General features: G+C 74.1%; 24 protein-coding genes. 10 read left to right on the top strand and 14 right to left on the bottom strand.

What is annotated here, in order from left to right; translation table 11 throughout:
- The first annotated feature begins 152 nt into the window (after window positions 1–152).
- Complete coding sequence (locus F593_RS28360) at window positions 153–563, top strand: cupin domain-containing protein (protein WP_022929124.1); 411 nt, start codon at window positions 153–155, stop codon at window positions 561–563.
- Between the two features lie 117 nt (window positions 564–680).
- Here the strand turns inward: F593_RS28360 and F593_RS24935 are convergent, their stop codons facing one another.
- Window positions 681–1,694, bottom strand: coding sequence for a lysylphosphatidylglycerol synthase domain-containing protein (locus tag F593_RS24935; RefSeq protein WP_022929123.1), 1,014 nt, complete (start codon window positions 1,692–1,694; stop codon window positions 681–683).
- Window positions 1,695–1,782: 88 nt separating this feature from the next.
- On the opposite strand from F593_RS24935, the gene F593_RS0112640 reads away from it, so the two are divergent.
- Entirely contained in the window at window positions 1,783–2,721 is a 939-nt protein-coding gene (locus F593_RS0112640) for an ArsA-related P-loop ATPase (RefSeq protein ID WP_022929122.1), read from the top strand.
- Entirely contained in the window at window positions 2,718–3,923 is a 1,206-nt protein-coding gene (locus F593_RS0112635) for an ArsA family ATPase (protein ID WP_022929121.1), read from the top strand. The genes F593_RS0112640 and F593_RS0112635 overlap by 4 nt, the downstream gene beginning before the upstream one ends.
- 72 nt (window positions 3,924–3,995) lie before the next feature.
- Here F593_RS0112635 and F593_RS29915 read toward each other — a convergent pair whose 3' ends face one another.
- From F593_RS29915 to F593_RS24930, 4 genes are read right to left on the bottom strand one after another with little or no spacing between them, the layout of a single operon-like run.
- Window positions 3,996–4,817, bottom strand: a complete 822-nt coding sequence (locus F593_RS29915; protein WP_022929120.1) for a hypothetical protein — start codon at window positions 4,815–4,817, stop codon at window positions 3,996–3,998.
- Window positions 4,814–5,503 carry a hypothetical protein gene (locus F593_RS0112625; protein WP_022929119.1) on the bottom strand — a complete coding sequence of 230 codons (690 nt, stop codon included), beginning with the start codon at window positions 5,501–5,503 and terminating at the stop codon, window positions 4,814–4,816. The genes F593_RS29915 and F593_RS0112625 overlap by 4 nt, the downstream gene beginning before the upstream one ends.
- Before the next feature lie 10 nt (window positions 5,504–5,513).
- A complete protein-coding gene (locus F593_RS0112620) occupies window positions 5,514–6,566 on the bottom strand; it encodes an HpcH/HpaI aldolase/citrate lyase family protein (protein WP_022929118.1) in 1,053 nt (350 codons plus the stop codon).
- A gap of 56 nt (window positions 6,567–6,622) precedes the next feature.
- The gene (locus tag F593_RS24930; RefSeq protein WP_084629977.1) at window positions 6,623–7,927 is read right to left on the bottom strand and encodes an Nramp family divalent metal transporter; all 1,305 of its coding nucleotides are present in this window, start codon (window positions 7,925–7,927) and stop codon (window positions 6,623–6,625) included.
- A 93-nt stretch (window positions 7,928–8,020) separates the two neighbouring features.
- Between F593_RS24930 and F593_RS0112610 the strand changes: the two genes are divergently transcribed.
- A complete protein-coding gene (locus F593_RS0112610; RefSeq protein WP_022929116.1) occupies window positions 8,021–8,548 on the top strand; it encodes a MaoC family dehydratase in 528 nt (175 codons plus the stop codon).
- A gap of 122 nt (window positions 8,549–8,670) precedes the next feature.
- On the opposite strand, the gene lepB (F593_RS28355) is transcribed toward F593_RS0112610, so the two are convergent.
- Entirely contained in the window at window positions 8,671–9,387 is a 717-nt protein-coding gene (gene lepB / locus F593_RS28355; protein ID WP_022929115.1) for a signal peptidase I, read from the bottom strand.
- A gap of 467 nt (window positions 9,388–9,854) precedes the next feature.
- Here lepB (F593_RS28355) and F593_RS24920 point away from each other — a divergent pair, with 467 nt between their 5' ends.
- Window positions 9,855–10,631, top strand: coding sequence for a SigB/SigF/SigG family RNA polymerase sigma factor (locus F593_RS24920; protein WP_022929114.1), 777 nt, complete (start codon window positions 9,855–9,857; stop codon window positions 10,629–10,631).
- Between the two features lie 4 nt (window positions 10,632–10,635).
- Here F593_RS24920 and lepB (F593_RS0112595) read toward each other — a convergent pair whose 3' ends face one another.
- Complete coding sequence (lepB, locus tag F593_RS0112595) at window positions 10,636–11,256, bottom strand: signal peptidase I (RefSeq protein ID WP_022929113.1); 621 nt, start codon at window positions 11,254–11,256, stop codon at window positions 10,636–10,638.
- A gap of 76 nt (window positions 11,257–11,332) precedes the next feature.
- Between lepB (F593_RS0112595) and F593_RS0112590 the strand changes: the two genes are divergently transcribed.
- The gene (locus F593_RS0112590; RefSeq protein WP_051160536.1) at window positions 11,333–11,626 is read left to right on the top strand and encodes an MGMT family protein; all 294 of its coding nucleotides are present in this window, start codon (window positions 11,333–11,335) and stop codon (window positions 11,624–11,626) included.
- 43 nt (window positions 11,627–11,669) lie between these two features.
- Here F593_RS0112590 and F593_RS0112585 read toward each other — a convergent pair whose 3' ends face one another.
- Window positions 11,670–12,962 (bottom strand): ribonucleotide-diphosphate reductase subunit beta, encoded by a 1,293-nt coding sequence (locus F593_RS0112585; protein ID WP_022929111.1) that lies wholly within the window; start codon window positions 12,960–12,962, stop codon window positions 11,670–11,672.
- 205 nt (window positions 12,963–13,167) lie between these two features.
- Between F593_RS0112585 and F593_RS0112580 the strand changes: the two genes are divergently transcribed.
- A complete protein-coding gene (locus F593_RS0112580; protein WP_022929110.1) occupies window positions 13,168–13,791 on the top strand; it encodes a TetR/AcrR family transcriptional regulator in 624 nt (207 codons plus the stop codon).
- Window positions 13,792–13,869: 78 nt separating this feature from the next.
- Here F593_RS0112580 and F593_RS28350 read toward each other — a convergent pair whose 3' ends face one another.
- Window positions 13,870–14,511: an aminotransferase class IV gene (locus F593_RS28350; RefSeq protein ID WP_169449190.1), complete on the bottom strand. Its 642-nt coding sequence runs from the start codon at window positions 14,509–14,511 to the stop codon at window positions 13,870–13,872.
- 268 nt (window positions 14,512–14,779) lie between these two features.
- Between F593_RS28350 and F593_RS0112570 the strand changes: the two genes are divergently transcribed.
- Together F593_RS0112570 and F593_RS0112565 are read left to right on the top strand one after the other, a co-directional pair.
- The gene (locus F593_RS0112570; RefSeq protein WP_022929108.1) at window positions 14,780–16,594 is read left to right on the top strand and encodes a phosphoenolpyruvate carboxykinase (GTP); all 1,815 of its coding nucleotides are present in this window, start codon (window positions 14,780–14,782) and stop codon (window positions 16,592–16,594) included.
- 112 nt (window positions 16,595–16,706) lie between these two features.
- Window positions 16,707–17,216: a hypothetical protein gene (locus F593_RS0112565; RefSeq protein WP_022929107.1), complete on the top strand. Its 510-nt coding sequence runs from the start codon at window positions 16,707–16,709 to the stop codon at window positions 17,214–17,216.
- Window positions 17,217–17,242: 26 nt separating this feature from the next.
- Here the strand turns inward: F593_RS0112565 and F593_RS0112560 are convergent, their stop codons facing one another.
- The 5 genes from F593_RS0112560 to F593_RS0112540 form a co-directional block, all read right to left on the bottom strand.
- The gene (locus F593_RS0112560) at window positions 17,243–17,935 is read right to left on the bottom strand and encodes a uracil-DNA glycosylase (protein ID WP_022929106.1); all 693 of its coding nucleotides are present in this window, start codon (window positions 17,933–17,935) and stop codon (window positions 17,243–17,245) included.
- An 82-nt stretch (window positions 17,936–18,017) separates the two neighbouring features.
- A complete protein-coding gene (locus F593_RS0112555; protein ID WP_022929105.1) occupies window positions 18,018–19,139 on the bottom strand; it encodes an alcohol dehydrogenase catalytic domain-containing protein in 1,122 nt (373 codons plus the stop codon).
- Between the two features lie 28 nt (window positions 19,140–19,167).
- Entirely contained in the window at window positions 19,168–19,893 is a 726-nt protein-coding gene (locus tag F593_RS0112550) for a hypothetical protein (protein WP_157251787.1), read from the bottom strand.
- Between the two features lie 125 nt (window positions 19,894–20,018).
- Window positions 20,019–21,068 (bottom strand): L-glyceraldehyde 3-phosphate reductase, encoded by a 1,050-nt coding sequence (gene mgrA / locus F593_RS0112545; protein WP_022929103.1) that lies wholly within the window; start codon window positions 21,066–21,068, stop codon window positions 20,019–20,021.
- A 116-nt stretch (window positions 21,069–21,184) separates the two neighbouring features.
- Entirely contained in the window at window positions 21,185–22,741 is a 1,557-nt protein-coding gene (locus F593_RS0112540; protein ID WP_022929102.1) for a spermidine synthase, read from the bottom strand.
- A gap of 134 nt (window positions 22,742–22,875) precedes the next feature.
- On the opposite strand from F593_RS0112540, the gene F593_RS27420 reads away from it, so the two are divergent.
- Window positions 22,876–26,259 (top strand): NAD-glutamate dehydrogenase domain-containing protein, encoded by a 3,384-nt coding sequence (locus F593_RS27420; RefSeq protein ID WP_051160523.1) that lies wholly within the window; start codon window positions 22,876–22,878, stop codon window positions 26,257–26,259.
- The last annotated feature ends 10 nt before the right edge of the window (window positions 26,260–26,269 follow it).

The raw sequence follows: 26,269 nt of genomic DNA, 5'->3' as shown, positions 1-26,269 counted from the left end.
ACACGCTGGCCGGGCGGCCGTCGCGACGGCCCGGCCGCCGGCGCGATGCGCGCCGCGCTCCGGCGCCCGACGCACGGCGGGGCCCGGAGCGGACGCGCGGCGGGGACCCGGGCGGACGGGGTCCGCCCGGCGGTCCGTGCGACGATGACCCCATGGCGAACGTCACGAAGATCAACCTGATCGACGACCTCAAGGACCTGGCGAAGGTCGGCGGCTTCGGCGATCAACTCGAGACGCGGTTCGCGCGGGCAGCCCTCGAGAGCAAGGAGGGCGCGCTCGGGTTCCAGCGCATCAAGCCCGGCCAGAAGCAGCCCTTCGGGCACAAGCAGAAGGAGCAGGAGGAGATCCACGTGGTGATCGCCGGCTCCGGCCGCGTGAAGATCGACCGCGAGTTCATGGACGTCAAGACCCTCGACGCCATCCGCATCGCCCCCGACGTCATCCGCCAGTTCGAGGCGGGCCCCGACGGCATGGACCTCCTCATCTTCGGCTCCCCGGCCGGCGACCCCGCCAAGGTCGGCGGCGGCGACAGCATCACCTACACGAAGTTCTGGGACGCATAAGGCGGTCGCGGGTCGGGCCAGAGCGGGTCGGCTGCCGGCTCGTAGCGACCGGCACGGCCCCTGACCAGGCCTGAGCGCCGCAGCACGCCGGCCCGACCCGCGAGAGCGCCGTCCGGGTCAGTCGTCGCGCCGGTTGCGGCGCGTCGCCGGCCGACCCGCCGTGGCCCGTCCCGCGGCCCGGTACGCGAGCAGCTGGTCGGTGCCCGACCAGGCCGCGAACATCGCGCCGCCCATCACGCCGGTCGCCGTCATCAGCACGCCGGCGGCCGCCGCGGCCGCGGCGCCCTGGTCGCCCAGGATGAGCAGGGCGGCCGCCGCGCCGGCCGCCGGGCCCGTGGGGAGCTGGGCCAGGGTCGCGACGGCGATCAGGACCGCGGTGGCGTCCCAGAAGGAGGCGTCGACGCCGACGGCGTGCAGCAGCATCCAGTTGCGCAGGATCTGGCAGAGGATCGCCACCATCAGCGCGAGGGTGAGCAGCGTCGCGTCGCGGGGGTGCTCGAGCACCTTCAGCCCCGCCCAGAAGTCGCGGCCCGGGCGGCGGGACAGGTGCCGCATGCCGTAGGCGACCCCGCCGGCGAGCACGAACGCCACGATCGGCGTCCACCACGGGATCCCCAGCGGGCCGACGAGCGTGAACGACGCCACGGCCGCGAACGCGAGCTCGACGGCGACGATCGGGAACTCCGCGGCGACGAGCGTCGGGATCTTCGGCGTGACCTCCGGTGACGAGCGGCGCAGGGCGGCGATCCGCATCGCGACGCCGAGCTGCCCGTTGATGACGCTGCCGAGCACCTGCATCGCCGACGCGCGGAAGAGGATGCGCCGCGAGACGGTCGCGCCGGCGGCCCGCACGGCGTGGTGCCACGACTCGCTGCGGGAGACGAGCCCGAGCGTCTGCAGCGCGGTCGTCAGGAGCAGGATCGGCAGCGAGACCTCCCTGATCGCCGTGGCGAACTCGTCGCGGCGACCCCAGAGCAGGGCGACGATGATGCCCGCGGTGAGGATCGAGCCGACGACGACGATCGCGCGTTGATGACGACCCAGGAACGCCTTGAGGCCGCGGGCGGGCGCCGCAGGAGGCTCCGCCGGCAGGACGGCGGCGGGGACCGGGGCGAGGGGGTCGGCGGACATCGCGGAGGAAGGTACCCGGGACGGCGGCGGGGCGTGACGGACGAGCGCCGACGCGCCCCGAGCGGCGCGCCCCGTAGGCTGGACGGGGATGTCGCTCTTCGACCGCCGGCTGCTCCTCGTCACGGGGAAGGGCGGCACCGGGAAGACCACGGTCGCCGCCGCGCTGGCCCGCCGTGCGGCCGCCGACGGGCGCCGGGTCCTGCTGGCCGAGATCGGCGGGGAGCGGCTCTCGGCCCTCTTCGGCCGCGGGCCCGTCGGCCACCACGAGACGCCGATCGACGACCGGCTCTCCCTCATGTCGATCGACCCGATCCACGCGGCGCACGACTTCCTCCGCGGCCAGGTCGGCGCGGCCGTCCACCGCGTGATGTTCCAGAACCGGCTCTTCAACCTGACGCTCGTCGCCGCGCCGGGCCTGCGCGAGGTCTGCACGATGGACGCGATGTGGGATCTGGCGCGCGAGAAGCGCGGCCGCCGTCAGCCCGTCTACGACCTCGTGATCGTCGACGTCGCCGCCACCGGCCACGCGATGGCGATGCTGCGCTCGCCCGCCACGTACGGCGACCTGGCGCGCGGGGGACCGATCCGCAAGCGGGCGGACGAGATCTCGGCCCACGCCTCGGATCGCGCCCGCACGGCCGTCGTCGTCTGCGCGCTGCCGGAGGAGACGCCGGTGAACGAGACGCTCGAGACGGCCGGCAAGCTCGGGGACCTCGACGTGGGTCTCGGCCTCGTCGTCGTCAACCAGCTCCGCGAGACGCTGCTGACCGACGCGGGCGCCGCGGCGGTCGACGCGCTGGCCGGTGGCGACCGCGAGGCCGCCGGGCAGACGGGGCTGGCCGTCCGCGCCGCCGCCCCCGTGTCCGTCGAGCACGACCGCGCGCAGCGCGAGGCCGGGCAGCTCGGGCGGCTGCGTTCCGGGCTCGCCGACGGGGTGCCCCTGGTCCCGCTCGCGCGCCGCGACGAGGAGGTCGACCTCGACGAGATCGACCTCCTCGGGGCCGAGCTGGCGGAGGCCGTCCGATGAGGGCGGAGCGCGTCGCCTCGACGCTCGACCTGACCGGGACGACCGCCGACGCGCGGGTGATCGTGCTCGCCGGCGGCGGCGGGGTGGGCAAGACGACGACCGCCGCGGGGATCGGCCTGGGCCTCGCCCGCACGGGCCGCCGCGTCTGCGTGCTGACGATCGACCCGGCCCGCCGCCTGGCCGACGCGCTCGGGCTCGAGGGCCACGCCGACGAGCCCGTCCAGGTGCCGCTTCCGCCGGTCGACCCCGACGCCGCCGAGGCCGCGGGCGTGCCCGTCGACGGGGACGGCGACGCGCCGGCCGCCGCGCCCGGGCGCGACCCGGATGACGGCGAGCTGTGGGTCGTGATGCTCGACGCGAAGTCGACGTGGGACGGTCTCATCCGCCGCCACTCCGAGACCCCGGAGGCCGCGGAGCGCCTGTTGCAGAACCGCGTCTACCGCGAGTTCTCCAGCGCCGTGGCCGGCACGCAGGAGTACATGGCGGTGGAGAAGCTGCAGGAGCTGCTCGCGGCCGACCGCTGGGACGTCGTGCTGCTCGACACCCCGCCGACCCGCAACGCGCTGGACTTCCTCGACGCCCCGCAGCGCCTGCACGCGTTCCTCGACTCCCGCGCGCTCCAGCTGCTGCTGCGCCCGGCCGCCGGCAGCCTGGGCCTGATCGGCCGCGGCGCCAACGTGTTCACCGGCCTGCTCAAGCGCGTCACGGGCATGGACCTGCTCTCGGACCTGACGGAGTTCTTCTCCGCCGCCAGTGGCCTGACGGCCGGGTTCAGCCAGCGCGCGAAGGCCGTCGGTGCGCTCCTGGCCGAGTCGCGCACGGTGTTCCTGCTCGTCGCCTCCCCGCGACCGGACTCGCTGGCCGAGGCGGGGGAGTTCCGCCGCACCCTCGCCGGCCGCGACATCCACTACGGCGGGCTGATCGTCAACCGCATGACCCGCGCGGCGCTGGACGCCGACGACGACGCGGTGCGTGCCGCCTTCCGCGCCGAGCTGGACGACGAGGACACCGCCGACGCCGCCGCGACGATGCACGAGGGCGTGCGCTCCCAGGCGGCGCGCGACGAGCGCCTCGTCGCCGAGCACCTCGCCCGGATCCCGGGAGACGACCCGCTCCTGCTCGTGCCGCAGCTGGCCGAGGACGTGCACGACGTCGCAGGCCTGCAGGGCCTCACCGCGCACTTGTTCGACGCGCGCGCCTGAGCCGGCCCGAGGGGGAGCCGGGACGGTCGGAGGCGGGACGGGACCCGGGGCTGGGGCGGGCCCCGGAGCCGGTCAGCCGCCGGGCCGCAGCGCCCGGAGCGCGATCCGCAGCTCGTCGTCGCCGAGCACGCCCCGGCGGTGCAGGTCGAGGAGCTCGACGACCCGGTCCCGTCCGCTTGACGCCGGCGGTGCCCCGCTGTCGCGCGCGAGCGCCCCGCTGGCCAGGCCGTGGGCGAGCAGGTCGTGGACGGCGGTGAGCCCGGGCGGAGCCGCTGCGGCGGGGCGGGCGGGACGGGACGCGGCCGCGTCGTGGGGCCCGTGGGACGCGGGCGGCGCGGGACGCGGGGATGAGGCCGCGCGCGGAGGCGACGCCGGACGGGGGGACGGCGCCGCACGAGGGGACGACGCGGCCGTGGCCGCGGACGCCCGGTCGCGGACGGCGCTCCCTGCCGCGGCCCGGGCGGCGGTGGCCTTCCCCCCGGCGCTCAGGAGCGCCCCGAGGCCCACGAGCACGGCGACCCCGCCGAACAGCGCGGTGATGATCCACGTGACGACGGTGGCGTCCGTGACGGGGTCGGCGACGAAGCGCGCGGTGTAGACGCCCGCCGCGATCGCCCCCGAGGCCAGGGCCGCCGCGGCCGCCGGGACCAGCGGCACGCGGCGCACGGCCAGCGCCGCACCCGCGGGCACGACGAAGATGAACGCGAGGACGCCGCCCACGAGGGCGCCCCCCAACCCGTCGGGGCAGGGCCCCGCGTCTCCACCGCACTCCGCGGGCGCCCGTGCGACGAAGAACGCCCCGCGGCTCAGGAGCGCGCAGCCCACCGCGAGGACGAGCACCCCCACGACGGCACGCAGGACGGACGGACGGCGCGCCGCGACGGCGGCGGTCACCGGGGCCGCCCGCCCAGGTCCACGACGTAGGACGACTCGGTCCGCCGGACGTTCGAGAAGGACAGCGCCCAGCCGGTCGGCCGGCCCGTGGCGGCGTCCGTGACGAGCGAGAAGCGCGGCTCGCGCGCGTGGGGCGCCAGGGCGCGCAGGCGCGCGGCCACGGCCCGCTCGGGGACCTCCAGGTCCAGCGCCTGCACGTCCACCGGTGGGGCGTTCGACGTCGCCGGCATGGTGATCGTGCGAACGTCGCCGTCAGCGCCGACGATCAACCACCGTCGCTGCTCGCGGCGGTCCACCGCGGTCAGCGTCACGCGCAGGGGGGAGACGGTGAGGTCGGTGAACGCCTCGCCCGCCCGCAGCTCGCGGCCGGCCCGCGCGATGGCGGACCGCAGGGGGGCCGCCCGCAACAGCGACCGCGGGGCCAGGGGGTCCTTCGCCAGCGCGAACGCCACCGCCCGCGTGTCGCCGTCGGCGGCGTCGACGGTTGCGCGGAGCGTGCCCCAGACGGCGGCGCCGCACACCAGCATCGTCAGGAGCAGCCCGAGCGTCCCGGCCCCGCGGAGCCTCCGACGGTCGGAGGGCCCGAAGCTTGCGGGGGCGGCCTCCGGGGCGGTCGAGGACGTGCCCTCGCGCGCCTCCCGGTCGGTGCCCGCGATCCTGCCGAACGCGTCGCGAGCACCGGTCACGCCGGCGAGTCTAGAAGCCGTACGCCGCCTTCAGCTCCTCGTCGTTCTCCGCCAGCTGCTCCGCGAGCTCCACGAGGACCTTGGCCTGCTTCCACGAGGCGTCGTCCTGCATCTTGCCGTCGATCATGTGGACGCCCTTGCCGTCGGGGATCGCCTCGATGATCCGCTTCGCGAAGGCGACCTCGTCGGGGTCGGGGGAGAAGACCTTCTTGGCGATGTCGATCTGCACGGGGTGCAGCGACCACGTGCCGACGCAGCCGAGGATGAACGCGGCGCGGAACTGCGCCTCACACGCGACGACGTCCTTGATGTCGCCGAACGGGCCGTAGAAGGGCAGGATGCCGTTGGCCACGCACGCGTCGACCATGCGGGCGACGGTGTAGTGCCACGGGTCCTGCTGGGCGCGGACGCGGCCGGCCTCGAGGTCGTCCGGGTTCGTCGGGTCCGAGATCGACACGTAGCCGGGGTGACCGCCGCCGACGCGGGTCGTCTTCATGCGGCGCGAGGCGGCGAGGTCGGCGGGGCCGAGCGAGATGCCCTGCATGCGGGGGGAGGCGCCGGCGATCTCCTCGACGTTGGCCATGCCGGACGCGGTCTCGAGGATCGCGTGCAGCAGGATCGGCCGCTTCACGCCGGCCTTCGCCTCGAGCTGGGCGACGAGGCGGTCGACGTAGTGGATGTCCTGTGCGCCCTCGACCTTCGGGATCATGATGACGTCGAGCTGGTCGCCGATCTCGGTGACGAGCGTGGTGAGGTCGTCGAGCACCCACGGGCTCTCGAGCGAGTTCACACGGGTCCACAGCGGCGTGCCACCGAGGTCGGCCGTCTTGCCGACCTCGACGAGGCCGGCGCGCGCGGCCTCCTTGTTGTCGATGGAGACCGCGTCCTCGAGGTTGCCGAGCACGATGTCGGCCTTCGCGGCGATCGCGGGCAGCTTCGACCGCATCTTCTCGTTGCTCGGGTCGAAGAAGTGGATCATCCGCGAGGGCGGGACCGGGATCTCGCGGACCGGCTCCGGCGCACCGACGGCGAGCGGCTTGAAGAAGTCACGGGGATTGCGCATGAGGCGCGATCCTACCCCCGGTCGGCGAGACGGCACCGCGCCGTCGGCGACACCCCTCAGCCGAAGACCGTGTCCACGATCAGGTAGAGGTTCAGCGCGATGATGATCGCGGCCACCACGCTGGCCGCGAGCGTCGTGCGGCGGCGGTTGACCATCGCGCCCATCACCTCGGGGTTGCTGCTCATCAGGATCAACGGGATCAGGGCGAAGGGGATGCCGAAGGAGAGGACGACCTGCGAGACGACCAGGGTGTCCGTCGTCGGCAGGCCCAGGGCGAGGACGACGAGCGCCGGGGTCATCGTCACGGCGCGGCGCAGGAACAGCGGGATCCGCCAGCCCATGAACCCCTGCATGACGATCTGCCCCGCGTAGGTGCCGACGCTCGAGGAGGACAGGCCCGAGGCGAGCAGGGCGACGGCGAACGCGAGCGCCGCCCCGCCGCCGACGAGCTCGCCGAGCCCGCGGTGCGCGGCCTCGATGGAGTCGACGTCCGTGGCGCCGACGCGGAAGAACAGCGCCGCGGCCACGAGCATCATCGTCAGGTTGATGATCCCGGCGGCCCCGAGGCCCAGGCCGACGTCGATGCGCAGCCACTTCAGGAGCTCGCGGCGCTCGCCCTCGTCGCGCGGGGCCATCCGATGTTGCGTCAGCGCCGAGTGCAGGTACACCACGTGCGGCATGACGGTGGCGCCGATGATCCCGACGACCAGCAGGATCGAGGCGGAGCCGTCCAGGCGGGGGACGAGGCCGGACGCGATGCCGCCGGCGTCCTGATGTCCGACGACCAGCAGGTCGTAGATGAACCCGAGCGCGACGAGGCCGAGCATCGCGGCGATGGCGAGCTCGAACCGGCGGTACCCGCGCTGCTGGAGCGCGAGGATCGCGAACGCCACGACGGCCGTCAGCAGCCCGGCCGGGAAGAGCGGGATGCCGAAGAGCAGGTTCAGGCCGATCGCGGCGCCCACGAACTCGGCGAGGTCGGTCGCGATCGCCACGACCTCGGCCTGCAGCCACAGCCCGAACCGCGTCTTGCGCCCGTACCGCTGGTGGGCCAGCTCGGGCAGGTTGTGTCCCGTCGCCAGCCCGGTCTTCGCCGACAGGTACTGCACGAGCATCGCCATGAGGCTCGACATGACGACGACCCAGACGAGCAGGTAGCCGAACTTCGACCCGGCCTCGATGTTCGTGGCGAAGTTGCCCGGGTCGACGTACGCGACGGCGGCGACAAAGGAGGGGCCCAGGAGGGCGAGGCGACCGCGCAGGCGGCCCTTCGCGCGTGCCGCCTCGAGCGCGGACGGTGTACGGGCCGGGCCGGACGGTGCCGCGTTCTGCGGTGGTTCGGCCTGGAGTGTGGACTCGATGACTCGATTTTATCAATCACCAAAACCTCGCCTTCGGCCCGCATGAGGCAGACTCCCGCACGCAGCGCACCCCTGACCCGACCTGGAGTAGCAATGTCTGACGAGTCGACCTTCATCCCCGGTACCGACGACCTTCCCGAGGTCCGTCACGCCTCCGGCGCGCACCAGTACGGCCGCTACTTCGAGGAGTTCGAGGAGGGCGCCGTCTACAAGCACTGGCCCGCCAAGACCGTCACGGAGGGGGACGACCACCTCTTCTGCCTCCTGACGATGAACCACCACCCGCTGCACCTCAACGACGTCTACGCGAAGCGCTCGCAGCAGGGCAAGAACGTCGTCGTCGGCCCGTACGTCTACTCCCTGGCGCTCGGCATCTCCGTCTCCGACATCTCGGGCCTGGCGATCGCCAACCTCGCCACGGACGAGCTCTCGCACCCCAACCCGGTCTTCCACGGCGACACGCTGTTCGTCGAGACCGAGGTGCTCGAGAAGCGCGCCTCGAAGTCCAAGCCCGACCGCGGCATCGTGATCGTCCACACGCGCGTCTTCAACCAGGACGGGCTGCTCGTGGCGGAGTTCAAGCGCCGCGTGCTGGTCCCGAAGAAGACCCCGGGCGAGTAGGCAGAGGACCGGGGCCCACCCCGAGCGTCTCGGGCCCGGCCGCGTCGGACTGCGGCGGGGCTCGGGGCACCCGGAAAGGGGCCGGGGCCCACCCCGAGCGTCTCGGGCCCGGCCCCGTTCCGTCAACGGAACAGGCCGGGGTCCGGCACGCCGATCTGCGTGACCTCGCCGACCATCCAGGCGCGAGGGACCGGGCCCCAGAACCGCGAGTCGTTCGACTCGCCGCGGTTGTCGCCCATCAGGAAGTAGCGGTTGCGCGGCAGCCGGATGGCGCGCGGAAGGGTGCACGGCCCGACATCCCCCGTTCCCTCGCACGTCGGCTTGACGAACGGCTCGTCGACAGGCAGACCGTTGCGGATGACCCGGCCGTCGCGGATGGCGACGGAGTCGCCCGGCCCGGCGACGATGCGCTTCACGTACACCTCGTCCGCCCAGCGCCCGCCCCTGGAACGGGGACACGGCATGCCGCGCTCGATGTTCGCCGCCGCCGCGCACTCGTGGCCGCGGGCGCCGCTCCGGGTCGGGTCGGCCCCCCGCGGCGGGTGGAGCACCACGATCGAGCCGACGGTGGGCCGCAGGCTCTCGCTGGACGGGAAGAGCGAGACGAGGATGTTCCGCCCCACCGAGATCGTCGGTTCCATCGCCCCGGAAGGCACGCGGTAGACCTTCGTCGCCGCAGGCGCAGGCGCGGGCGCAGGCGGCGGGGTCTCGTCGGCGACCGTTGAGGCCACCGCGGGGGACAGCGTCAGCGCCGCGACGACGGCGCCGCCGACGGCCAGGCGCCGACGGGTGCGCCCGGGGGTGAGAGGAGGGACGGGAGACCGGGACGGGACACGCATGCGGCCGACGCTACCGCCCGCTGCCCGCGTGTCGGCCGACGCGCGCCTCGGACGTCCGTCCCGGTCGGCAGGCCCGACCCGTCGGCCCGGCGAATCGAGACGGGAGTCTCAGATGCGGCAGCGTGGGCCGGGCCCCTGCGGTCCGTCACACGCGACACGGACGTACGAAACCGGCTGCCACAAGGCCTATCGGGCACAAGGCGTCTCGGATCGGGCGGACCTCCCGGCGGGCGATTGCCTCAAAAGGCCGCCGTACCGAGACGGATCTGGTACAGTTTCCACTGCGCCGATCGACGTGACGCGGCTCGACCTTGACTGGCTCCCGACCGGGGCCAGGGGTGGCGAGTCGAGGGCATGGGGCAACCCCGGGGTGAGGCGCAGATACCGCAGGTGGGGAGCAGCAGGGGCGCGATGCGTCCGTGCCGGGCCCGCCAGACGCATCGAATCCGTCCCTCTGGAGCACCTCCATGTCCGAAGACGTCCTGCGCCGCGACCGGCGCGATCTCGACCTCCTGCGCCGGTACCACGACCGCGGCGACCTGCGAGCCCGCGACGAGATGGTGCGCCGCGCCATGCCGCTCGTGCGGTCCATCGCTCGCCGCTACGCCGACCGTGGCGAGCCGCTCGACGACCTCGTGCAGGTGGGCTGCCTCGGCCTCGTCAAGGCGATCGACCGCTTCGACCCGCACGCAGGCCACCGCTTCATCTCGTTCGCCGCGCCGAACGTGTCCGGCGAGATCAAGCGGCACTTCCGCGACCACTCGTGGGCCGTGCACGTGCCGCGCGCCGCGCAGGAGCTGGCGGCCAAGATCCACATCGTCCAGCGCCGGTGGGCCGACGCGGTCGGGCGCGAGCCGACCGTCGAGGAGCTGTGCCGGGAGCTGGGGGAGCCGGCCGACCGGGTCGTCGACGCGATCGCGGCGGGCCGCGCATACCGCGCGGCGCCCCTCGAGCGCCCGGCCGCCGACGGCGATGGCGTGGTCTACGAGCTGCACGGTCGCGAGGACCCGGGGTTCTCCACCGTCGAGGACCGCCACTACGTCGAGCAGGCGACGCGGGCGCTCGACCCGCGCTCCCGCCGCGTGGTGGAGGAGCGGTTCTACGACGAGCGCCTGCAGCGCGAGATCGCCGGAGGGATCGGCGTCTCCCAGATGCAGGTGTCCCGGATCCTGGACAACGCGCTGCGGCAGATGCGCCAGGAGCTCGAGACGCCCGCCGCGGGCGGCGAGCTGCTCGCCGCCTGAGGAGCTACAGGCCGCCGACCTGCTTCGGCGGCCAGTACGAGCCGACGGCGTGGCCAATGATCCAGTCCACGCGCACCGGGCCCCAGTACCGGCTGTCCTTCGAGTCGCCGCGGTTGTCGCCCAGGACGTAGACCGTTCCGGGCGGCACCGTGATGGTGTGGTCGAAGGTGCACTCCGCGCCGACGGCGCAGCGGCGGATGAACGGCTCGGACGTCGCCTTGCCGTTGCGGATGACGAGGCCGCGGCGCAGGCGGATGCGGTCGCCGGGGACGCCGACCACGCGCTTGATGAAGGTCTCCTTCGCGTGGTCCGTCGCCGGGATCGCGCACGGCGTCGGGGTGCCCGCGCCCTGTTCGTCCGAGGCGCACGCCTCGTCGTCGGCGCCCGCGGCGGGGTGGAAGACGATGACGTCGCCGACGGAGGGCGTCGCCCCCAGACGGTGGCCGACGCGCTCGACGATCACGCGCTGGCCGACCTTGAGCGTCGGCAGCATCGACTCGCTCGGGATCGCGTACGGCTTGACCGCCAGGGCCTGGACGGTGAAGACGAGGCCCAGGATCAGCACGACCGACAGCACCGTCGACACGATGGAGTTCCGCCGCCAGCGGTGCAGGGTCGCGCGCACGCAACAGATCGTTGCACCATCCCGGGTGCGCCGAGCCGCGACGGCGTCGTCCGGCGGGCAGGGCACCATCCGGCCCGTGGACGTCCGCGGTCGGCACGCCAGGATCCTCGCCGGGGTGCGCGCCATCCCGGAGGGATACGTGCGCTCCTACGGCGACCTCGAGCCCGGGGCGCCGCGGCTCGTCGGCCGGGTGCTGGCGACGACGGAGGAGGACGTGCCGTGGCAGCGCGTCGTCCGTGCCGAGGGCAGCCTGCCGAAGGACGACCGGCAGCGCGCGCTGCTGCTCGCCGAGGGGGTGCCGATGCGCGGGGCGCGCGTCGACATGGAGCTCGCCCGGCTGCCGCTCCCGCCCGGCGAGCACCTCGAGTAGCGGCCCGCTCGTCCGCCGCCCGCTGCTGGCCCGTTGGCGGCGCCTACCCCGGGAAGATCCTCGGCAGCCGGGCGAGCAGGCGCAGCGAGCCCGACGGACGCATGCGGCGGGTGAGCAGCAGCCGGCGGGCGTCCGTGCGGCGGCCCACGACATCGACCCAGTCGCGGTAGGCGACGCGCAGCCGCAGGTCGGCGTGCGGTGCGTGGCCGGCCACGACTTCGCGGGTCGGGCCGTCGATCCGCAGGTGCCACGCGGGGGCGTCGATGAAGTCCCACTCGATCGTCGTCGGCGCGTCCAGCCCGTGGTCGGGGGAGACGGCGCGGCGGATGACGTCGAAGAACGCGGCCATCGTGTCCGGGTCCGTCGCCGGCGGGTGCAGGCCCGGGCCGGTGATGTTCCCGCGGGCGAGCGTCTGCGCCAGGCGGGTGCGCTCGAGGGGCGACAGGTCCAGTGGCTGGACCTCGGGGCCGGGCAGGGTCTCCATCGCCAGGCCGGCGGACCGGAGCTTCGTCTCGAGCGACGACACGGACTCGACGCCGATGCGGTCGTAGGACCAGCCGAACGTCGTGAGATATCCCTCGTCCCAGCCCGGCGGCTGGAAGACGCTGCCGAGCCAGGGCGAGACCTCGCGCAGGAGCTCGGCGACGGCGGCGCGCGCCTCGTCGTTCCCCGGCGTCAGGTCGGCGAGCAGCTTGACCCCGAAGGCGATGTGGCGCAGCTCGTCGGCGGCCACGCGCTCCATGCCCGCGCGGAACCCGGGTAGGACCTCGCGCTCGGCCAGGTACGAGGTGATCATGTGCTGGCCCGGCTGGGCCATCGTCGCCTCCACGATCAGGTGATAGAGCGTGACGGCCCGGCAGAGCTGCGGGACCGAGCGGTCGGCGCGCAGCTCGTCGGCCATGCGGTCCAGGCGGTCGAAGACCTGGTTGAAGCCCCAGGAGAGAAGGGGCCGGATCTCGTCGAGGCCGGAGCGGACGTCGCCGCGGCCGACGTCGAGCGCCTCGTGCATGAACCGGGTGAAGAAGACGGCGTGGCGGGCCTCGTCGACCTGCTGGGTGGTGAGGAAGTACTTCTGCTCCTCCAGCGGCGCCGCGTCGATGTACGGCGAGAGCGTGTCGGCGACGGCGTCCTCGCCCCAGAAGAAGAGGGCGTAGTTGAAGAGCGCGGCCTCGCGCTCGTACGGCGTGAAGCGCTCCTGCCAGTCGACGCGGTCCTGGCTGAAGTCGATCGCAGTCGCGCTCCAGTGGCCCTTCTCCCAGCGGCCGTAGAGGTCGGCGTAGCTGATCCGGTCCGTGGGGCGGATGCGCGGGGCGGGGGACGGCGTGCGGGTGGCCATGGGTCTCCGGGGCGACGGGCGGGGCGCGGAACGGGCGGGGCGCGGGGCGGCGGGGCGCTGCGATAACGGACGCTATCCGGATAACGGACGGTCGCGGGAAAACCTCGTACACCGCCGAGGCGCCTCCCGGCGGGCCGCGCGCGGGCACCCTGCTGCGGTCGCGCCCCGTGACGGGCACCCCGTCCCGTGTGGCAGGATCGGGCCGATGGGGACGTCCCGGATGACGCGCGAGGAGCGCCGCGCCGACACGCGCCGCCGGCTCCTGGACGCGGCGGCGGACGTGTTCGCGCGCCACGGGTACCACGCGTCCTCCGTCGACGCCGTGGCCGAGGCCGCGGGCTTCACGACCGGCGCGGTGTACTCCGCGTTCGGATCGAAGGAGGAGCTGTTCCTCGCCGTCGTGGACGAGCACCTGCGCCGCAGCGTCGCCTCGCTCGAGGCCGCGGTGGCGCCCGGCGAGACCGTCGCCGCCCGCGTGCGGGTGGGGGCGGAGCACTGGATGCAGCTCGTGGAGCGCACCCCCGAGATGCTGCTGCTGCACACGGAGTTCTGGGCCTATGCCGTGCGCGACCCCCGGGTGCGGCCGCGCGTGGCCGCCCAATTCGCCGAGGTCCGCGCCGCGCTCTGTCGCCTGCTCGTGGCCGGCGCCGACGAGCTCGGCCTGCGGCTGACGATGCCGGTCGAGGAGGTCGCCGTCGGGCTCGACGCCCTCGCCGACGGCATCGCCCGCCAGCGGCTGGCCCAGCCCGACGCGGTCCCGCACGACCTCTTCGGCAGGCTCGTCGGCGCGTTCCTCTCGAGCGTGTCCGAGCCGCGCGACGTCGCGTAACCGCGGCGCCGCGGCCGTCGCCGTCGCCGCACGGGCCGTCGCCGCACGCACTGATGCGCGCGTGGTGGCCCGGGGGCGCTAGCGCAGCAGGCTCCACGCGACCGCGAGCTGCTCGACCCGCGGGTCCGTCCCGAGCGGGCGGCCGTCGATCGCGGTGACGGGCACGATGCCGCGGCCGGCCGTCGTCAGGAAGGCGGCGCGGACGGCGGCCAGGTCGTGCGTGCGCAGGGCGACCTCGTCGGCCCGGATCGCGCCGCGGGCCCACTCGCGGGTGACCCCGGGTAGGATGCCCGCCACCGGGGGCGTGGAGACGCGGCCCGCGGCGTCGATCGCGAAGAACGAGGCGCGGCTGGTCTCGCCGACGAGGCCGTCGGGCGAGACGAGCAGCGGAGCGTCGGCTCCCGCCTCGACCGCGCGGGCCTCGGCCCGCTCCGCCCACGCGCGGTCCGCCCGCTTGTGCTCGCGCGCGTCGTCCGTGGGGTCGAAGCCCGGGACGGTCGCCAGCCGCACCGGGTCCGGTGGCGCCGGCGTGCGCGGGCGGCTGCCGACCGGCGTGCCGGCGGCGATGTCGAAGCGCACCACGACGGGCCGCGTGGCCGTCTGCCGCCACGTCCCGGCGAGCGCGCGGACGGTGGAGATCTGACGCGGGCTCGCCCCGGAGCGCCGCAGGCGCAGCAGATGGCGGTCGAAGAGCCGAATCCGCCCGTCCTCGACGAGCACGGTTTCGAACAGGGGATGGTGTGGCCGGCGCCGGAGCACCGGAACATCGTCCCATCCGGGGCTCACGGGCCGCCGGCGCCGCCCCTCGTGCCCGTTCGGAGACGCTGGGTGTCTGATGCCTTTTGCGCGACTGTGTTCGGCCCTGAGCGATAGAGCGCGCTACGCGTACGCTGTCAGTGACGGGTGCCCGAACGGTGGACGCAGGGGGGCTCGCATTCCGGTTATATCCCGCGAATTCCCTGTTGGACTCCCCGGAGGATCCAGTCCCGTGCCTGACACATCCGTGCTGACCGAGAACGCAAAACTCCTTGCCTGGGTGGACGAGATCGCCCAGCTCACGCAGCCGGACCACGTGGCCTGGTGCGACGGCTCGGCCGAGGAGTACGACCGGCTCTGCCAGGAGCTCGTCGACGCAGGGACCTTCCGCCGGCTGTCCGACGCGAAGCGGCCCAACAGCTACCTCGCGTGGTCGGACCCGTCCGACGTCGCGCGGGTCGAGGATCGCACCTTCATCTGCTCCGAGAGCGAGGAGGACGCGGGCCCGAACAACAACTGGCGCGCGCCGGGCGAGATGCGGGCGGAGCTCACGGAGCTCTTCCGCGGCTCGATGAAGGGCCGCACGATGTACGTGGTCCCGTTCTCGATGGGTCCCCTGGGCTCCGACAAGAGCAAGATCGGCGTCGAGCTGACCGACTCGCCCTACGTCGTGGTCCAGATGCGGATCATGACCCGCATGGGCAAGGGCGCCCTGACCGACCTGGGCACCCACGGCGAGTTCGTCCCCTGCGTGCACTCCATCGGCGCGCCGCTGGCCCCGGGCCAGAAGGACGCCACGTGGCCGACGAACGCCGAGACGAAGTACATCGTCCACTACCCCGAGACCCGTGAGATCTGGTCCTACGGCTCGGGCTACGGCGGCAACGCGCTGCTCGGCAAGAAGGCGATGGCGCTGCGGATCGCCTCGGTCCTCGCACGCGACGAGGGCTGGATGGCCGAGCACATGCTCATCCTCAAGCTCACGTCGCCCGAGGGCGAGGTCAAGTACGTGACGGGCGCCTTCCCGTCCGCGTGCGGCAAGACGAACCTCGCGATGCTGATCCCGACCCTCCCGGGCTGGAAGGTCGAGACGATCGGCGACGACATCGCGTGGATGAAGTTCGGCGAGGACGGCCGGCTGTACGCGATCAACCCGGAGGCCGGCTTCTTCGGCGTCGCACCGGGGACGGGGGAGCAGACGAACCCCAACGCGATCGCGGCGATCAAGGAGAACACGCTCTTCACGAACACCGCGCTGACCGACGACGGCGACGTCTGGTGGGAGGGCCTCACGAAGGAGGCCCCGGCCCACCTCATCGACTGGCACGGCAACGACTGGACGCCGGACTCCGACGCCCCGGCCGCGCACCCGAACTCGCGCTTCACGGTCTCCGCCGCGCAGGCGCCGTCCATCGCCCCGAACTGGGAGGACCCGGCCGGCGTGCCGATCGACGCCTTCCTCTTCGGCGGGCGCCGGGCGTCCGTCCTGCCGCTGGTGCGCGAGGCGACCTCGTGGGAGCACGGCGTGTTCCTCGGCGCGACGATGAGCTCGGAGCAGACCGCCGCCGCCTTCGGCACCGTCGGCCAGCTCCGGTTCGACCCGTTCGCCCAGCTGCCCTTCGCCGGCTACAACCTCGGCGACTACATGGCCCACTGGCTGAAGCTCGGCCGGGACGCCGACGACGCCAAGCTGCCGAAGATCTTCTACGTCAACTGGTTCCGCAAGGACGAGGAGGGGCGCTTCATCTGGCCCGGATTCGGTGAGAACTCGCGCGTCCTGGAGTGGATCTTCCGCCGCACGGGCGACGAGGCCTCCCGCCCCGGCGCCGTCGAGACGCCCATCGGCCTGGTGCCGCGGCCCGAGGACCTCAACACGGAGGGCCTCGACCTCCCCGACGAGGACCTCCGCACGCTCCTGACCGTCGACGCCGACGCGGTGAAGGCGGAGCTGCCGCAGATCGAGGCCTACCTCGAGACCTACGGCGACCACCTGCCGGCCGAGATCCGCTCGCAGCTCGACACCCTGAAGGCGACGCTCGGCGCCTGAGCGCCCGCCGGCCCCGGCCGGCCCGCCGGTCGGGCGATCCGCCCGCCCACGTCGCGAACGCCGCCGGTCCTCCGGCGGCGTTCGTCGCTCCCGGGCGGGCTAGGGTGCCGCCATGGCATTCCTCCGTCGTCGCCCACCGCTGCCCCTGCGCCGCGCCCTGGTCGTGGCCGGCGCCATCGCCCTGACGGGCTGCGCCGGCGGGGGCGCTGACGACGACCCGGACACCGCGCAGCGGCGCGTCGTGACCACGGACGCGGGGACGATCATCATCCGCACCGTCACCGACCGCGAGGGGCTCGAGGTCGAGGTGCAGGAGTCGAGCGTCTACGTGCGCCCGACGAAGGACACCCCGCGGGCGCTCCTCGCCGAGGCGTCCGGCAAGCCGCTCGGGGGCCGCTGCCGCACCCGCGACGGGCGGACTGTCGGCACCATCGCGCTGTACTGGCGCGAGCGGTCGAAGGACTGGGGCGCGAGCCTCGACGTCCAGGGCGTGTACGAGGACCCGAAGCCGTTCGCCGAGGTCGTCCGCTCCTGCGAGCTGCGACGCGGGGTGGCCGCCGGGGGCGGGACGGACGTCAACGCCGGGCCCGTGCTGGCCACGGGCGTGTTCGTGACGGACTGACCCCGCGCTGCGGTCGACACCCGCGCTCAGGCCAGGCGCCAGTCGAACGGCGGCCGGCCGAGCTCGGCCAGCGCCGCGTCGGTGCGGCTGAAGATCCGCGAGCCGCGGAACGCCCGCACGGACAGCGGCGAGGGGTGTGCCGCCTCGACGACCCGGTGGCCGTCGAGGGGCAGCTTCGCCACCACGCCCTGCGCCGCCCGGCCGAGCGCCAGGAAGACGATGCCCTGGCGCTCGCTCGCCAGGCGGCGGAGCAGCTCGAACGTCACGGCCGGCCAGCCCGCCTTGCCGTGGGACCCCGGCTCGCCGGGCCGCACGGTCAGCGAGGCGTTGAGCAGCAGCATCCCGTGGGCCGCCCACGGCGTGAGATCGCCCGTGGGCGGCGCGGGCAGGCCCAGGTCGTCGTGCAGCTCGGTGAACAGGTTCTTCAGGGAGCCGGGGACGGGCGCCTCCGGGGGCACGGAGAACGCGAGGCCCATCGGCACGCCGAGGCCCGGGTAGGGATCCTGGCCGCAGAGGACGACGCGCACGTCCTCCGGGGCGACGAGGTCCAGCGCGCGGAAGACGTGCGCCTTCAACGGCTGGATCCGCCGGCCCGCAGCGACCTCGCCGGCGAGGAACCCCTCGACGCCCCGCAGCGCCGCGAGGTCGACGTACGGCCGCCACGGCTCGGGGACGTGCGCGACGAGGTCGAGCTCCGGCGCGGGGGAGGGTGTGCTCACGGTCGGGTGGCGGCCGGGGCGGGCAGGGCCCGGCCGGCGGAGCGGCAGGAGGTCACGGGTCGCGGCGGGTCCGGGGCGGCGCTCAGGTGAACTGGATGATCGAGCGGATGCCGTCCTGGTGGTGCATGAGGTCGAACCCGTGGTTGACCTCGTCCAGCGTGATGCGGTGCGAGAGCAGCGCGGGCACGTCGACGTCGCCGCGCAGCCAGCGGTCGACGAGCAGCGGCACCTGGGTGCGGCCGCGGACGCCGCCGAAGGACGAGCCCGTGACGCGGCGGCCCGTGATGAGCAGGCGCGGGACGATGTCGAGCGTCTCGCCCTTGCCCGCGACGCCGATCATCGTGGCCAGGCCCCAGGCCTCGCGGGCAGCCTCGACGGACTGCTGCATCACGCGCACGTTGCCCGTGGCCTCGAACGTGTAGTCGGCACCGAAGCCGTCCGTCATGCCCTTGATGACCGAGACCGCGTCCTCGCCCTCCGGCAGGGCGGAGGGGTCGACGAGGTCGGTGGCGCCGTGGTGGCGGGCCATCTCGAGGCGGTTCGCCGCGAGGTCGACGGCGATGATCCGGGTCGCGCCGGCGATGCGGGCGCCGGCGATCGCGCCGAGGCCGACGAGGCCGCACCCGAAGACCGCCACGGTCGAGCCGGGCTGCACGTCGGCCGTGTAGATCGCGGCGCCGAGGCCGGTGGAGAGGCCGCAGGCGAAGATCGAGGCGCCCTCGAGCGGGGCGGCCTTGTCGATCTTGGCCAACGCGATCTCGGGCATCACCGTGTACTCGGCGAAGGTCGACGTGCCCATGAAGTGGCGCAGCTCCTCGCCGCCGCGGGACAGGCGCGTGGTGCCGTCGGGCAGGTAGCCCTTGCCCTGCTGGTCGCGGATGGCGAGGCAGCGGTTCGTGCGGCCGGAGCGGCAGTGGAGGCACTGGCCGCACTCCGGGGCGAAGAGCGTGACGACGTGGTCGCCGACCTGCAACGAGTCCACGCCCGCGCCGAGCTGCTCGACGACGCCCGCGCCCTCGTGCCCGAGGACGCACGGGGCGTAGCCCGTCGGGTCGGCGCCCGAGGCCGTGTAGAGGTCGGTGTGGCACACGCCGCAGGCGTGCAGGCGGACGAGGACCTCGCCCGCCTGCGGCTCCTGCAGCTCGACGTCCTGCACGACGAGCGGCTCGCCGAACTGCTCCAACACCGCGGCGCGAATCTGCATGCGCCGACGGTACCGGGCGGCGGCGGGGTCAGTCCGCGCGCAGGCCGAACGCGCTCAGGACCAACGGGGAGACCTCGCCCGCGACGACGACGCGCTCGCGTCCGCCCGCGGCGGCGAGGCGCAGGTCGTCGGCCCGGGGGCCTGTGACGACAACGGCGCCCTCGGGCAGGCCGAACGAGCCCGTCGGGCGCGGCATCGTGTCGACGCCCTCCAGGCGGGACGCGAGCCGGCGGACGCTCGGGACCGCCGAGACGACGGTCAGCGGGGTGACCGCGGCGACGGCCGCGGCGCCGTCGAGGCCGTCCGTGATGACGACGATCGCCCGCGGCGCGTGGGCCTCGACCTCGAGCAGGGCCGCCTCCCAGACCGCGGCGGGCTCGCCCTCGATCGTGTACGGGCGGCGGTAGAACTCGTCGGCCAGGGCGACGGCCTCGGCGAAGCCGGCGATCGACGGCTCGTCGCCGGCCGTGGGGGCCGGCGTCAGGGTGACGGCGGCCAGGTCGGCGTCGTCGACGCCTCCGGCGGCGAGGTCCTCGTGCACGTCGCGCAGGCCGGTCTCGACGTCACCGGAGACGGCCACGGTGACCGTGCCGACGCGGGTGGGGAAGGCCGCGGCCACGGCGAGCGCGGACGCCAGCGCCTCGCGGTCGCGGGGGAGCTCCGCCGACCACGCGGGCGGGACGGCGCACAGGCGCTCGGCGGGGGCGGAGGTGGTCGCCGGGGCGACCACCGTGGCGGTGACTGAGCTGGGCAAGCGGTGCCGATCGAACGGGACGGGGCGAGGACGCGACGGGTGTCAGGCTCGGGCCGTACCCGTCCACGATGTCACCCCGAGCGATCCCGCGGGCGCCCGTCACCCGCCCGCGCCCCCCGAAGCGGCTACTCCAGCTCGGCGGAGCCGGCCCACCAGTTGACGCCGCCGTCGACCGCGTGCTCGTCGATCGCGCGCAGCTCGTCGTCGTCGAAGTCGAGGTTCTGCAGCGCGCCGACGGAGTCCTCGAGCTGCTTCACGGAGCTCGCGCCGATGAGCGAGCTCGTCACCCGCGGGTCCCGCAGCGTCCAGGCGATCGCCATCTGCGCGAGCGACTGCCCGCGGCCCTCCGCGATCGCGTTCAGCGCCTGGATCCGGCGGATGTTGTCGTCCGTGAGCTGCGACGCGATCCCCTCGTCGCGGCTGGCCCGCGAGCCCTCGGGGATGCCGTTCAGGTACTTGTTCGTCAGGAGGCCCTGGGCCAGCGGGGTGAAGACGATGGACCCCACGCCCTCCTCGTCGAGCGTGTCGAGCAGCCCGTCCTCGATCCAGCGGTTGAGCATGGAGTACGAGGGCTGGTGGATCAGGAGCGGCGTGCCGAGCTCGTTCAGGATCGCGACGGCCTCCTGCGTGCGCTTGGAGGAGTAGGACGAGATGCCGACGTAGAGCGCCTTGCCCTGCTGGACGGCGGAGTGCAGCGCACCGCAGGTCTCCTCGAGCGGCGTGTCGGGGTCGAACCGGTGCGAGTAGAAGATGTCGACGTGGTCGAGGCCCAGGCGCTCCAGGGACTCGTCGAGCGACTGGAGCAGGTACTTGCGGGAGCCGAGGAACCCGTAGGGGCCGGGCCACATGTCCCAGCCGGCCTTCGTCGAGATCACGAGCTCGTTGCGGTACGGCTTCAGGTCCTCCCTGAGGATCCGCCCGAAGTTCGTCTCGGCCGACCCGTAGGGCGGGCCGTAGTTGTTGGCGAGGTCGAAGTGCGTGACGCCCAGGTCGAACGCGCGGCGCAGGATCGCCCGCTGGTCCGCGATCGGCTCGTGGTCGCCGAAGTTGTGCCACAGGCCGAGCGAGATCGCGGGCAGCTGCAGGCCGGAGCGCCCGAGCCGGCGGTACGGCATGCGCCCGTCGTAGCGCTCGGGGTCGGCGGTCCAGGGACGGTGGAGATCGGGGGTGCCCATGGAGGGCCTGTGCCCGGATCGGCCCGTCGGCACCCGGGCCGCCGCCTCCGCCCCGCCGCGGCGGCGGCCACGGCGTGGCGCGGACGGCGTCCCGGGAGGGCCCCGGGCCGGCGGGACTACTTCGTCGCGTAGGAGACGATGGAGCCGTCGATGAGCCACTCCACCGGGGCACGGTCGTCCGTGTAGACCGGGCCGCCCTTCAGGCCCGTCTGGAGCTCGTCCGCGGCGCGGTCGGCCGTCTCGCGCAGCTCGGCGGGGAGGGTCGGCACGGAGCGGGCCAGCTGGGCGGCGGAGAGCGGGGAGCTCGAGGCGACGACGAGCGAGTTCGTCGGCGTCATCGCGTAGCGGACGGCGTGGGGGAAGTCCGTGCGCATCGTGGCCGTCAGGGCCTTCTCGAGCGCGTCGTCGCCCTCGGGGTGTCCGACGTTGACGATCACCACGCCGCGCGGGGTCAGGCGGTCGCGCACCTGGCGGAAGAACTCGCGGGTCGTGAGGTAGAAGGGGATGTAGGGCTGGCGGTACGCGTCGACGCCGATCACGTCGTAGCGGCCCTTCCCGTCGTCGAGGCCGCCCGAGCGCAGGAACGGGCGGGCGTCGGCGGTGTGGATCGTCAGCCGCGGGTCGCGCGGCATCCCGAGCCACTTCCGGCCCATCTCGGAGACCGTGCCGTCGATCTCGACGCCGTCGAACTGCACCTGCGGGAACAGCGCGAGGGACGCGCGGGCGACGGTGCCGCCGGCGTTGCCGAGCATCGCGATCCGCCGCGGCGGGGCGGTCGGCGTGCCGGGGGCCTTCGTCGGGTCGGCGACGGCGAAGGGGAGCACCTGGAACGCGTCCCAGTAGTTCCCCGTCAGCACGGTGTCGGCGCGCCACACGGAGTGGATGGCCTGGCCCTCGTTGAGCTCGAGGCGCCGCTCGACCGTGCCGGCGGGGGAGATGCCGCCGTCGTCCACGGGGTGCTCGATGACGCGGGCGTACTGGTAGACCGTCTCGGCCTCGTCGAGCACGCGGTCGTCGGCACCGGCGGGCTTCGTGGTGCCCGGCGGCAGGAGCAGGAGCAGGGCGACGGCGAGCGGGACGGCCCACGTGCGGCGGGGCATGCGGAAGACGGCCACGAGCGCCATCACGAGCGCGAGCACGATGAACGTGCGCTGCGAGCCGACGAACGGGATCAGGACGAGGGAGGCGGCGAACGTGCCGACGAGGCTGCCGGCGGTGCCGATCGCCCCGAGCCGGCCGACCGTCTCGCCGGTCTGCGCGAGGTCGGTGACCGCGAGCTTCGTCGCCCACGGTGTCGCGGCGCCGATGAGGATCAGCGGTAGCGCGATCAGCACGAGCATGCCCACGAGCGAGCCCACGAACGCGCCGGCCTCGATCTTGTCGAACGCGGTGATCGCGAGGTCGAGGAACGGCCCGGAGACGAGGGGCACGATCGCCAGCAGCGCGGCGGCGATCAGGACGAGGACCTTGAGGCCCTCGAGGTGCGGGTGGCGGTCGGCGAAGCGGCCGCCGAGCCAGTGGCCGATGGCCAGGGCGATCAGGCAGACGCCGATCGTGTTGGCCCAGATGATCGTGGAGTCCCCGAAGTACGGGGCCAGCAGGCGGGCGGCGGCGATCTCCGCCCCCAGACTGCCCGCGCCGACCACGAACACCAGGACCGTCAACGCGCGCATCGGCGGTGGACTGTAGCGGCGGCGCGCCAGGCCCGGTCCGGCCCGTGGGGAGGACGACGTACGCCCCGAAGCCCGTCGGGAGCGTCACGCGCGGTTCACGTGACGCTCGGGCGCGGCAGTAGTGTCGAGGTCGTATGGCCTCCAGGGACGCACGCGAGATCGATCAGTTGACCCAGGCCTGGGAGGACCGCGTCGAGGCGGTGCTCGCCGCCCGGGTCGGCAAGCGGCGGGGCGCCGCGCTCGCGGGGCGCTGGGCGGGGAGGCTGCCGACCTCGTACCGCGCGGGGGTGGCCCCGGAGTCCGCCGCCCACGACGTGCTCGCACTCGACGCGCTGGACGAGGACGAGGACCGCCTGGTCGTCGTCGCCAAGCACGAGGCCGGACCAGGGTCGCCCTCGGCCGAGGGCATGACCCGCATCGTCCTGGCGCGCGGCGGGCCGCGCGTGGAGCTGGCGTCCGCCATGCCGATCCTCAGCGACCTGGGCCTGCACGTCGTGGAGGAGCGCTCCGCCCGCCTGCACGGCGACGACGAGACGTGGATCCAGGACTTCGGGGTGCTCGGACCCGACGGCCGGCCGCTGGACCTCGAGGCCGTGGGCCCGCGGGTGACGGCCTGCATCGACGCCGTCTGGGCCGGCGAGGTCGAGTCCGACTCGCTCAACCGCCTCGTGGTGCTGACGTCGATGGGGCACGAGCGGCTCGAGCCGCTGCGCGCGTACCGGCGCTATCGCCAGCGCCTCGGCTCGCGGTTCACGGAGGGCTACCAGAACGACGTCATCGTCCAGCACGCCGCGATCACGGAGCGGCTCGTGGAGCTGTTCGAGCTGCGGTTCGGCGCCCCGGACGGCCAGGCCCCTCGCGACGAGGAGGCGGAGCAGGCGCTGCGCGGCGTGATCGTCGACGCGCTCGACGGCGTGACCTCGCTCGACCACGACCGCATCCTGCGCAACCAGCTCGGGGCGATCGAGGCGACGTACCGCACGAACGCCTACCGGGAGGGCCGCGGGGCACTGGCGCTCAAGCTCAAGAGCGCCGAGGTGCCCGCGATGCCGCAGCCCGCGCCGCTGTGGGAGACGTACGTGCACGGGCTGACGGTGGAGGGCGTGCACCTGCGCGGCGGCATGATCGCCCGCGGCGGCCTGCGCTCGTCCGACCGGATGGACTACCGCACCGAGGTCCTGGGCCTCATGCGCGCCCAGATGGTGAAGAACGCGGTGATCGTGCCGACGGGCGCCAAGGGCGGGTTCCTGCTGCGCCAGCCGCCCGCGGCCGGCGCCGACCTGCGGGAGGCCGTCCGCGAGGGGTACGTCGCGTTCGTCACCGCGCTGCTCGACGTCGCGGACGACCTGCACGACGGCGAGGTCGTCCACCCCGACGGCGTGCGGATCCTCGACGGCGACGACACGTACCTCGTCGTCGCGGCCGACAAGGGCACGGCGACGTTCTCCGACACGGCGAACGAGATCTCGCTGCGCCGCGGCTACTGGCTCGGCGACGCCTTCGCGTCCGGCGGCTCCGTCGGCTACGACCACAAGGCGCTGGGCATCACGGCACGTGGCGCGTGGGTGTCGGTGCGCCGGCACTTCGACGAGCTGGGCGGCGACCCCGAGACCGACCCGATCACGGTGGTCGGCATCGGCGACATGTCCGGCGACGTCTTCGGCAACGGGATGCTGCTCTCGAAGTCCATGCGGCTGGTGGCCGCCTACGACCACCGGCACGTCTTCGTCGACCCCGACCCGCAGGACCCCGAGGCGTCGTGGGCGGAGCGCCGACGGCTGTTCGATCTCGAGCGCTCGTCGTGGGACGACTACGACCGCGCGCTGATCTCGAAGGGCGGCGGGGTCTTCCCGCGCGACGCGAAGTCCGTGGCGATCACGCCGGAGATGCGTGAGGCGCTGGGCATCGAGGACAAGCGCCTCGCGCCCGCCGAGCTGATCCAGGCCGTGCTGCAGGCGCCCGTCGACCTGCTGTGGAACGGCGGCATCGGCACCGTGGTGAAGGCCTCGGACGAGGACGACGCCGAGGCCGAGGACCGCGCGTCGGACGCCATCCGCGTCGACGCCCGCGACCTGCGCTGCCGGGTCGTGGGGGAGGGCGGCAACCTCGGGTTCACCCGTGGCGCCCGCGTGGAGTTCGCCCGCGCCGGGGGCCGGATCAACGCCGACTTCATCGACAACTCCGCCGGCGTCGACTGCTCGGACCACGAGGTCAACCTCAAGGTCCTGCTCGACGTCGCGATCCGCCGCGAGCTGCTGGGCGAGGACGAGCGTGACGCCCTGCTGGCCGAGGTCACGGACGACGTGGTGGCCCACGTGCTCGACGACTCCTACGCCCAGGCGCGGGTCATCACCCAGGAGGAGCGGCGTGCGGCCAAGCGCACGCTGGCCGCCGAGGAGCTGATGGAGGCCCTGGAGGAGGCCGGTGAGCTCGTGCGGGCCGACCACGGGCTGCCCGGTGCGGACGAGCTGGCGGAGCGGCGCTCGAACGCCGCGGGCCTGACGCGCCCCGAGATCGCGGTCCTCGTCGCGCTGGCCAAGAGCGCGCTGACCGGGGCGCTGCTGGACGAGGACGCGCTGGACGACCCGGTCCTGGGCGACGACGTCCTCGCGTACTTCCCGCCGCGTGTGATGGAGCGGTTCGGTGCGCTCGTGCCCGAGCACCCGCTGCACACGCACCTCTCCGCGATGCTCGCCGCCAACGAGGTCGTCGACACGATGGGCCCGACGTTCGCGGCCCGGCGCGCGCTGGAGTTCGGCGCGTCGGCCACCAGCGTGGTCCGCGCGTGGCGGATGGCGGTCGGGGCGACGGGCGCCCGCGAGCTGTGGGCGCAGGTCGACCGGCTCACGGACGTCGAGGCCGAGGTCGTCTGGTCGCTGCGCTCCGAGGTCGACGACCTCGTGCGCGTGACGAGCCGCTGGTTCCTCGCCCACGCCGTCGGCGCGCCGATCGGCCCGACGGTCGAGCGCCACCGGGACGGTGTCGCCGCCATCCGCGAGCGGCTGCGGGAGCTCGACACGGACGAGCGCCGGCGCAAGCGGGTCGAGGCGTTCGTCAGCACCGGGGTGCCCCGCGACCTCGCGGAGGAGGCCACGGGCGACGCGGCGCTGATCCTTGCGCCGCACGTCGTCGCGACCGCCGAGTCCGTCGGCCGGCCCGTCGTCGACGTCGGCGCCGCGGTGCTGCACCTCGGCGACGAGCTCGGGCTGGGCGCCCTGCACGCGGCCGTCGAGGCCCTGCCGATCCCGGACCGCATGACGCGCTGGTCCGTGCAGGCGCTCCGCGACGACCTGCTCGACGCGCGGGTCAACGTGGTGGCGGGCGCGCTGCGCGAGTCCCCCGAGGCCGGGCCGCACGACGCGATCGACGCGTTCCTGCGGCCCCGCGGCCACGACGTCCTGCGGCTGCGGCGGTTCCTCCGCGAGCTCTCCCCGGACGACGAGAGCCGCTCCGCGGCGTCCTCCGCCGCGTGCCTGCTGGCCGTGCGCCAGCTGCAGGCGATGATCCGGACGGACTGAGGCGCCCGCC

This window comes from Patulibacter americanus DSM 16676 (assembly GCF_000420025.1).
GTDB classification, from domain to species: Bacteria; Actinomycetota; Thermoleophilia; order Solirubrobacterales; family Solirubrobacteraceae; genus Patulibacter; species Patulibacter americanus.
Note: the sequence above shows the minus strand (reverse complement) of the source record. Positions and strands in the feature narration are given on the sequence as shown.

Coding starts and splice junctions, on each gene's coding strand:
- F593_RS0112580 (WP_022929110.1), top strand. CDS start 13,168: ATGGGGACGTCCCGGATGACGCGCGAGGAGCGCCGCGCCGACACGCGC.
- F593_RS0112555 (WP_022929105.1), bottom strand. CDS start 19,139: ATGCAGATTCGCGCCGCGGTGTTGGAGCAGTTCGGCGAGCCGCTCGTC.
- F593_RS24920 (WP_022929114.1), top strand. CDS start 9,855: ATGTCCGAAGACGTCCTGCGCCGCGACCGGCGCGATCTCGACCTCCTG.
- F593_RS0112640 (WP_022929122.1), top strand. CDS start 1,783: ATGTCGCTCTTCGACCGCCGGCTGCTCCTCGTCACGGGGAAGGGCGGC.
- F593_RS0112620 (WP_022929118.1), bottom strand. CDS start 6,566: ATGCGCAATCCCCGTGACTTCTTCAAGCCGCTCGCCGTCGGTGCGCCG.
- F593_RS0112585 (WP_022929111.1), bottom strand. CDS start 12,962: ATGGCCACCCGCACGCCGTCCCCCGCCCCGCGCATCCGCCCCACGGAC.
- F593_RS0112635 (WP_022929121.1), top strand. CDS start 2,718: ATGAGGGCGGAGCGCGTCGCCTCGACGCTCGACCTGACCGGGACGACC.
- F593_RS0112565 (WP_022929107.1), top strand. CDS start 16,707: ATGGCATTCCTCCGTCGTCGCCCACCGCTGCCCCTGCGCCGCGCCCTG.
- F593_RS0112540 (WP_022929102.1), bottom strand. CDS start 22,741: ATGCGCGCGTTGACGGTCCTGGTGTTCGTGGTCGGCGCGGGCAGTCTG.
- lepB (WP_022929115.1), bottom strand. CDS start 9,387: ATGCGTGTCCCGTCCCGGTCTCCCGTCCCTCCTCTCACCCCCGGGCGC.
- mgrA (WP_022929103.1), bottom strand. CDS start 21,068: ATGGGCACCCCCGATCTCCACCGTCCCTGGACCGCCGACCCCGAGCGC.
- F593_RS27420 (WP_051160523.1), top strand. CDS start 22,876: ATGGCCTCCAGGGACGCACGCGAGATCGATCAGTTGACCCAGGCCTGG.
- F593_RS28360 (WP_022929124.1), top strand. CDS start 153: ATGGCGAACGTCACGAAGATCAACCTGATCGACGACCTCAAGGACCTG.
- F593_RS0112610 (WP_022929116.1), top strand. CDS start 8,021: ATGTCTGACGAGTCGACCTTCATCCCCGGTACCGACGACCTTCCCGAG.
- F593_RS24935 (WP_022929123.1), bottom strand. CDS start 1,694: ATGTCCGCCGACCCCCTCGCCCCGGTCCCCGCCGCCGTCCTGCCGGCG.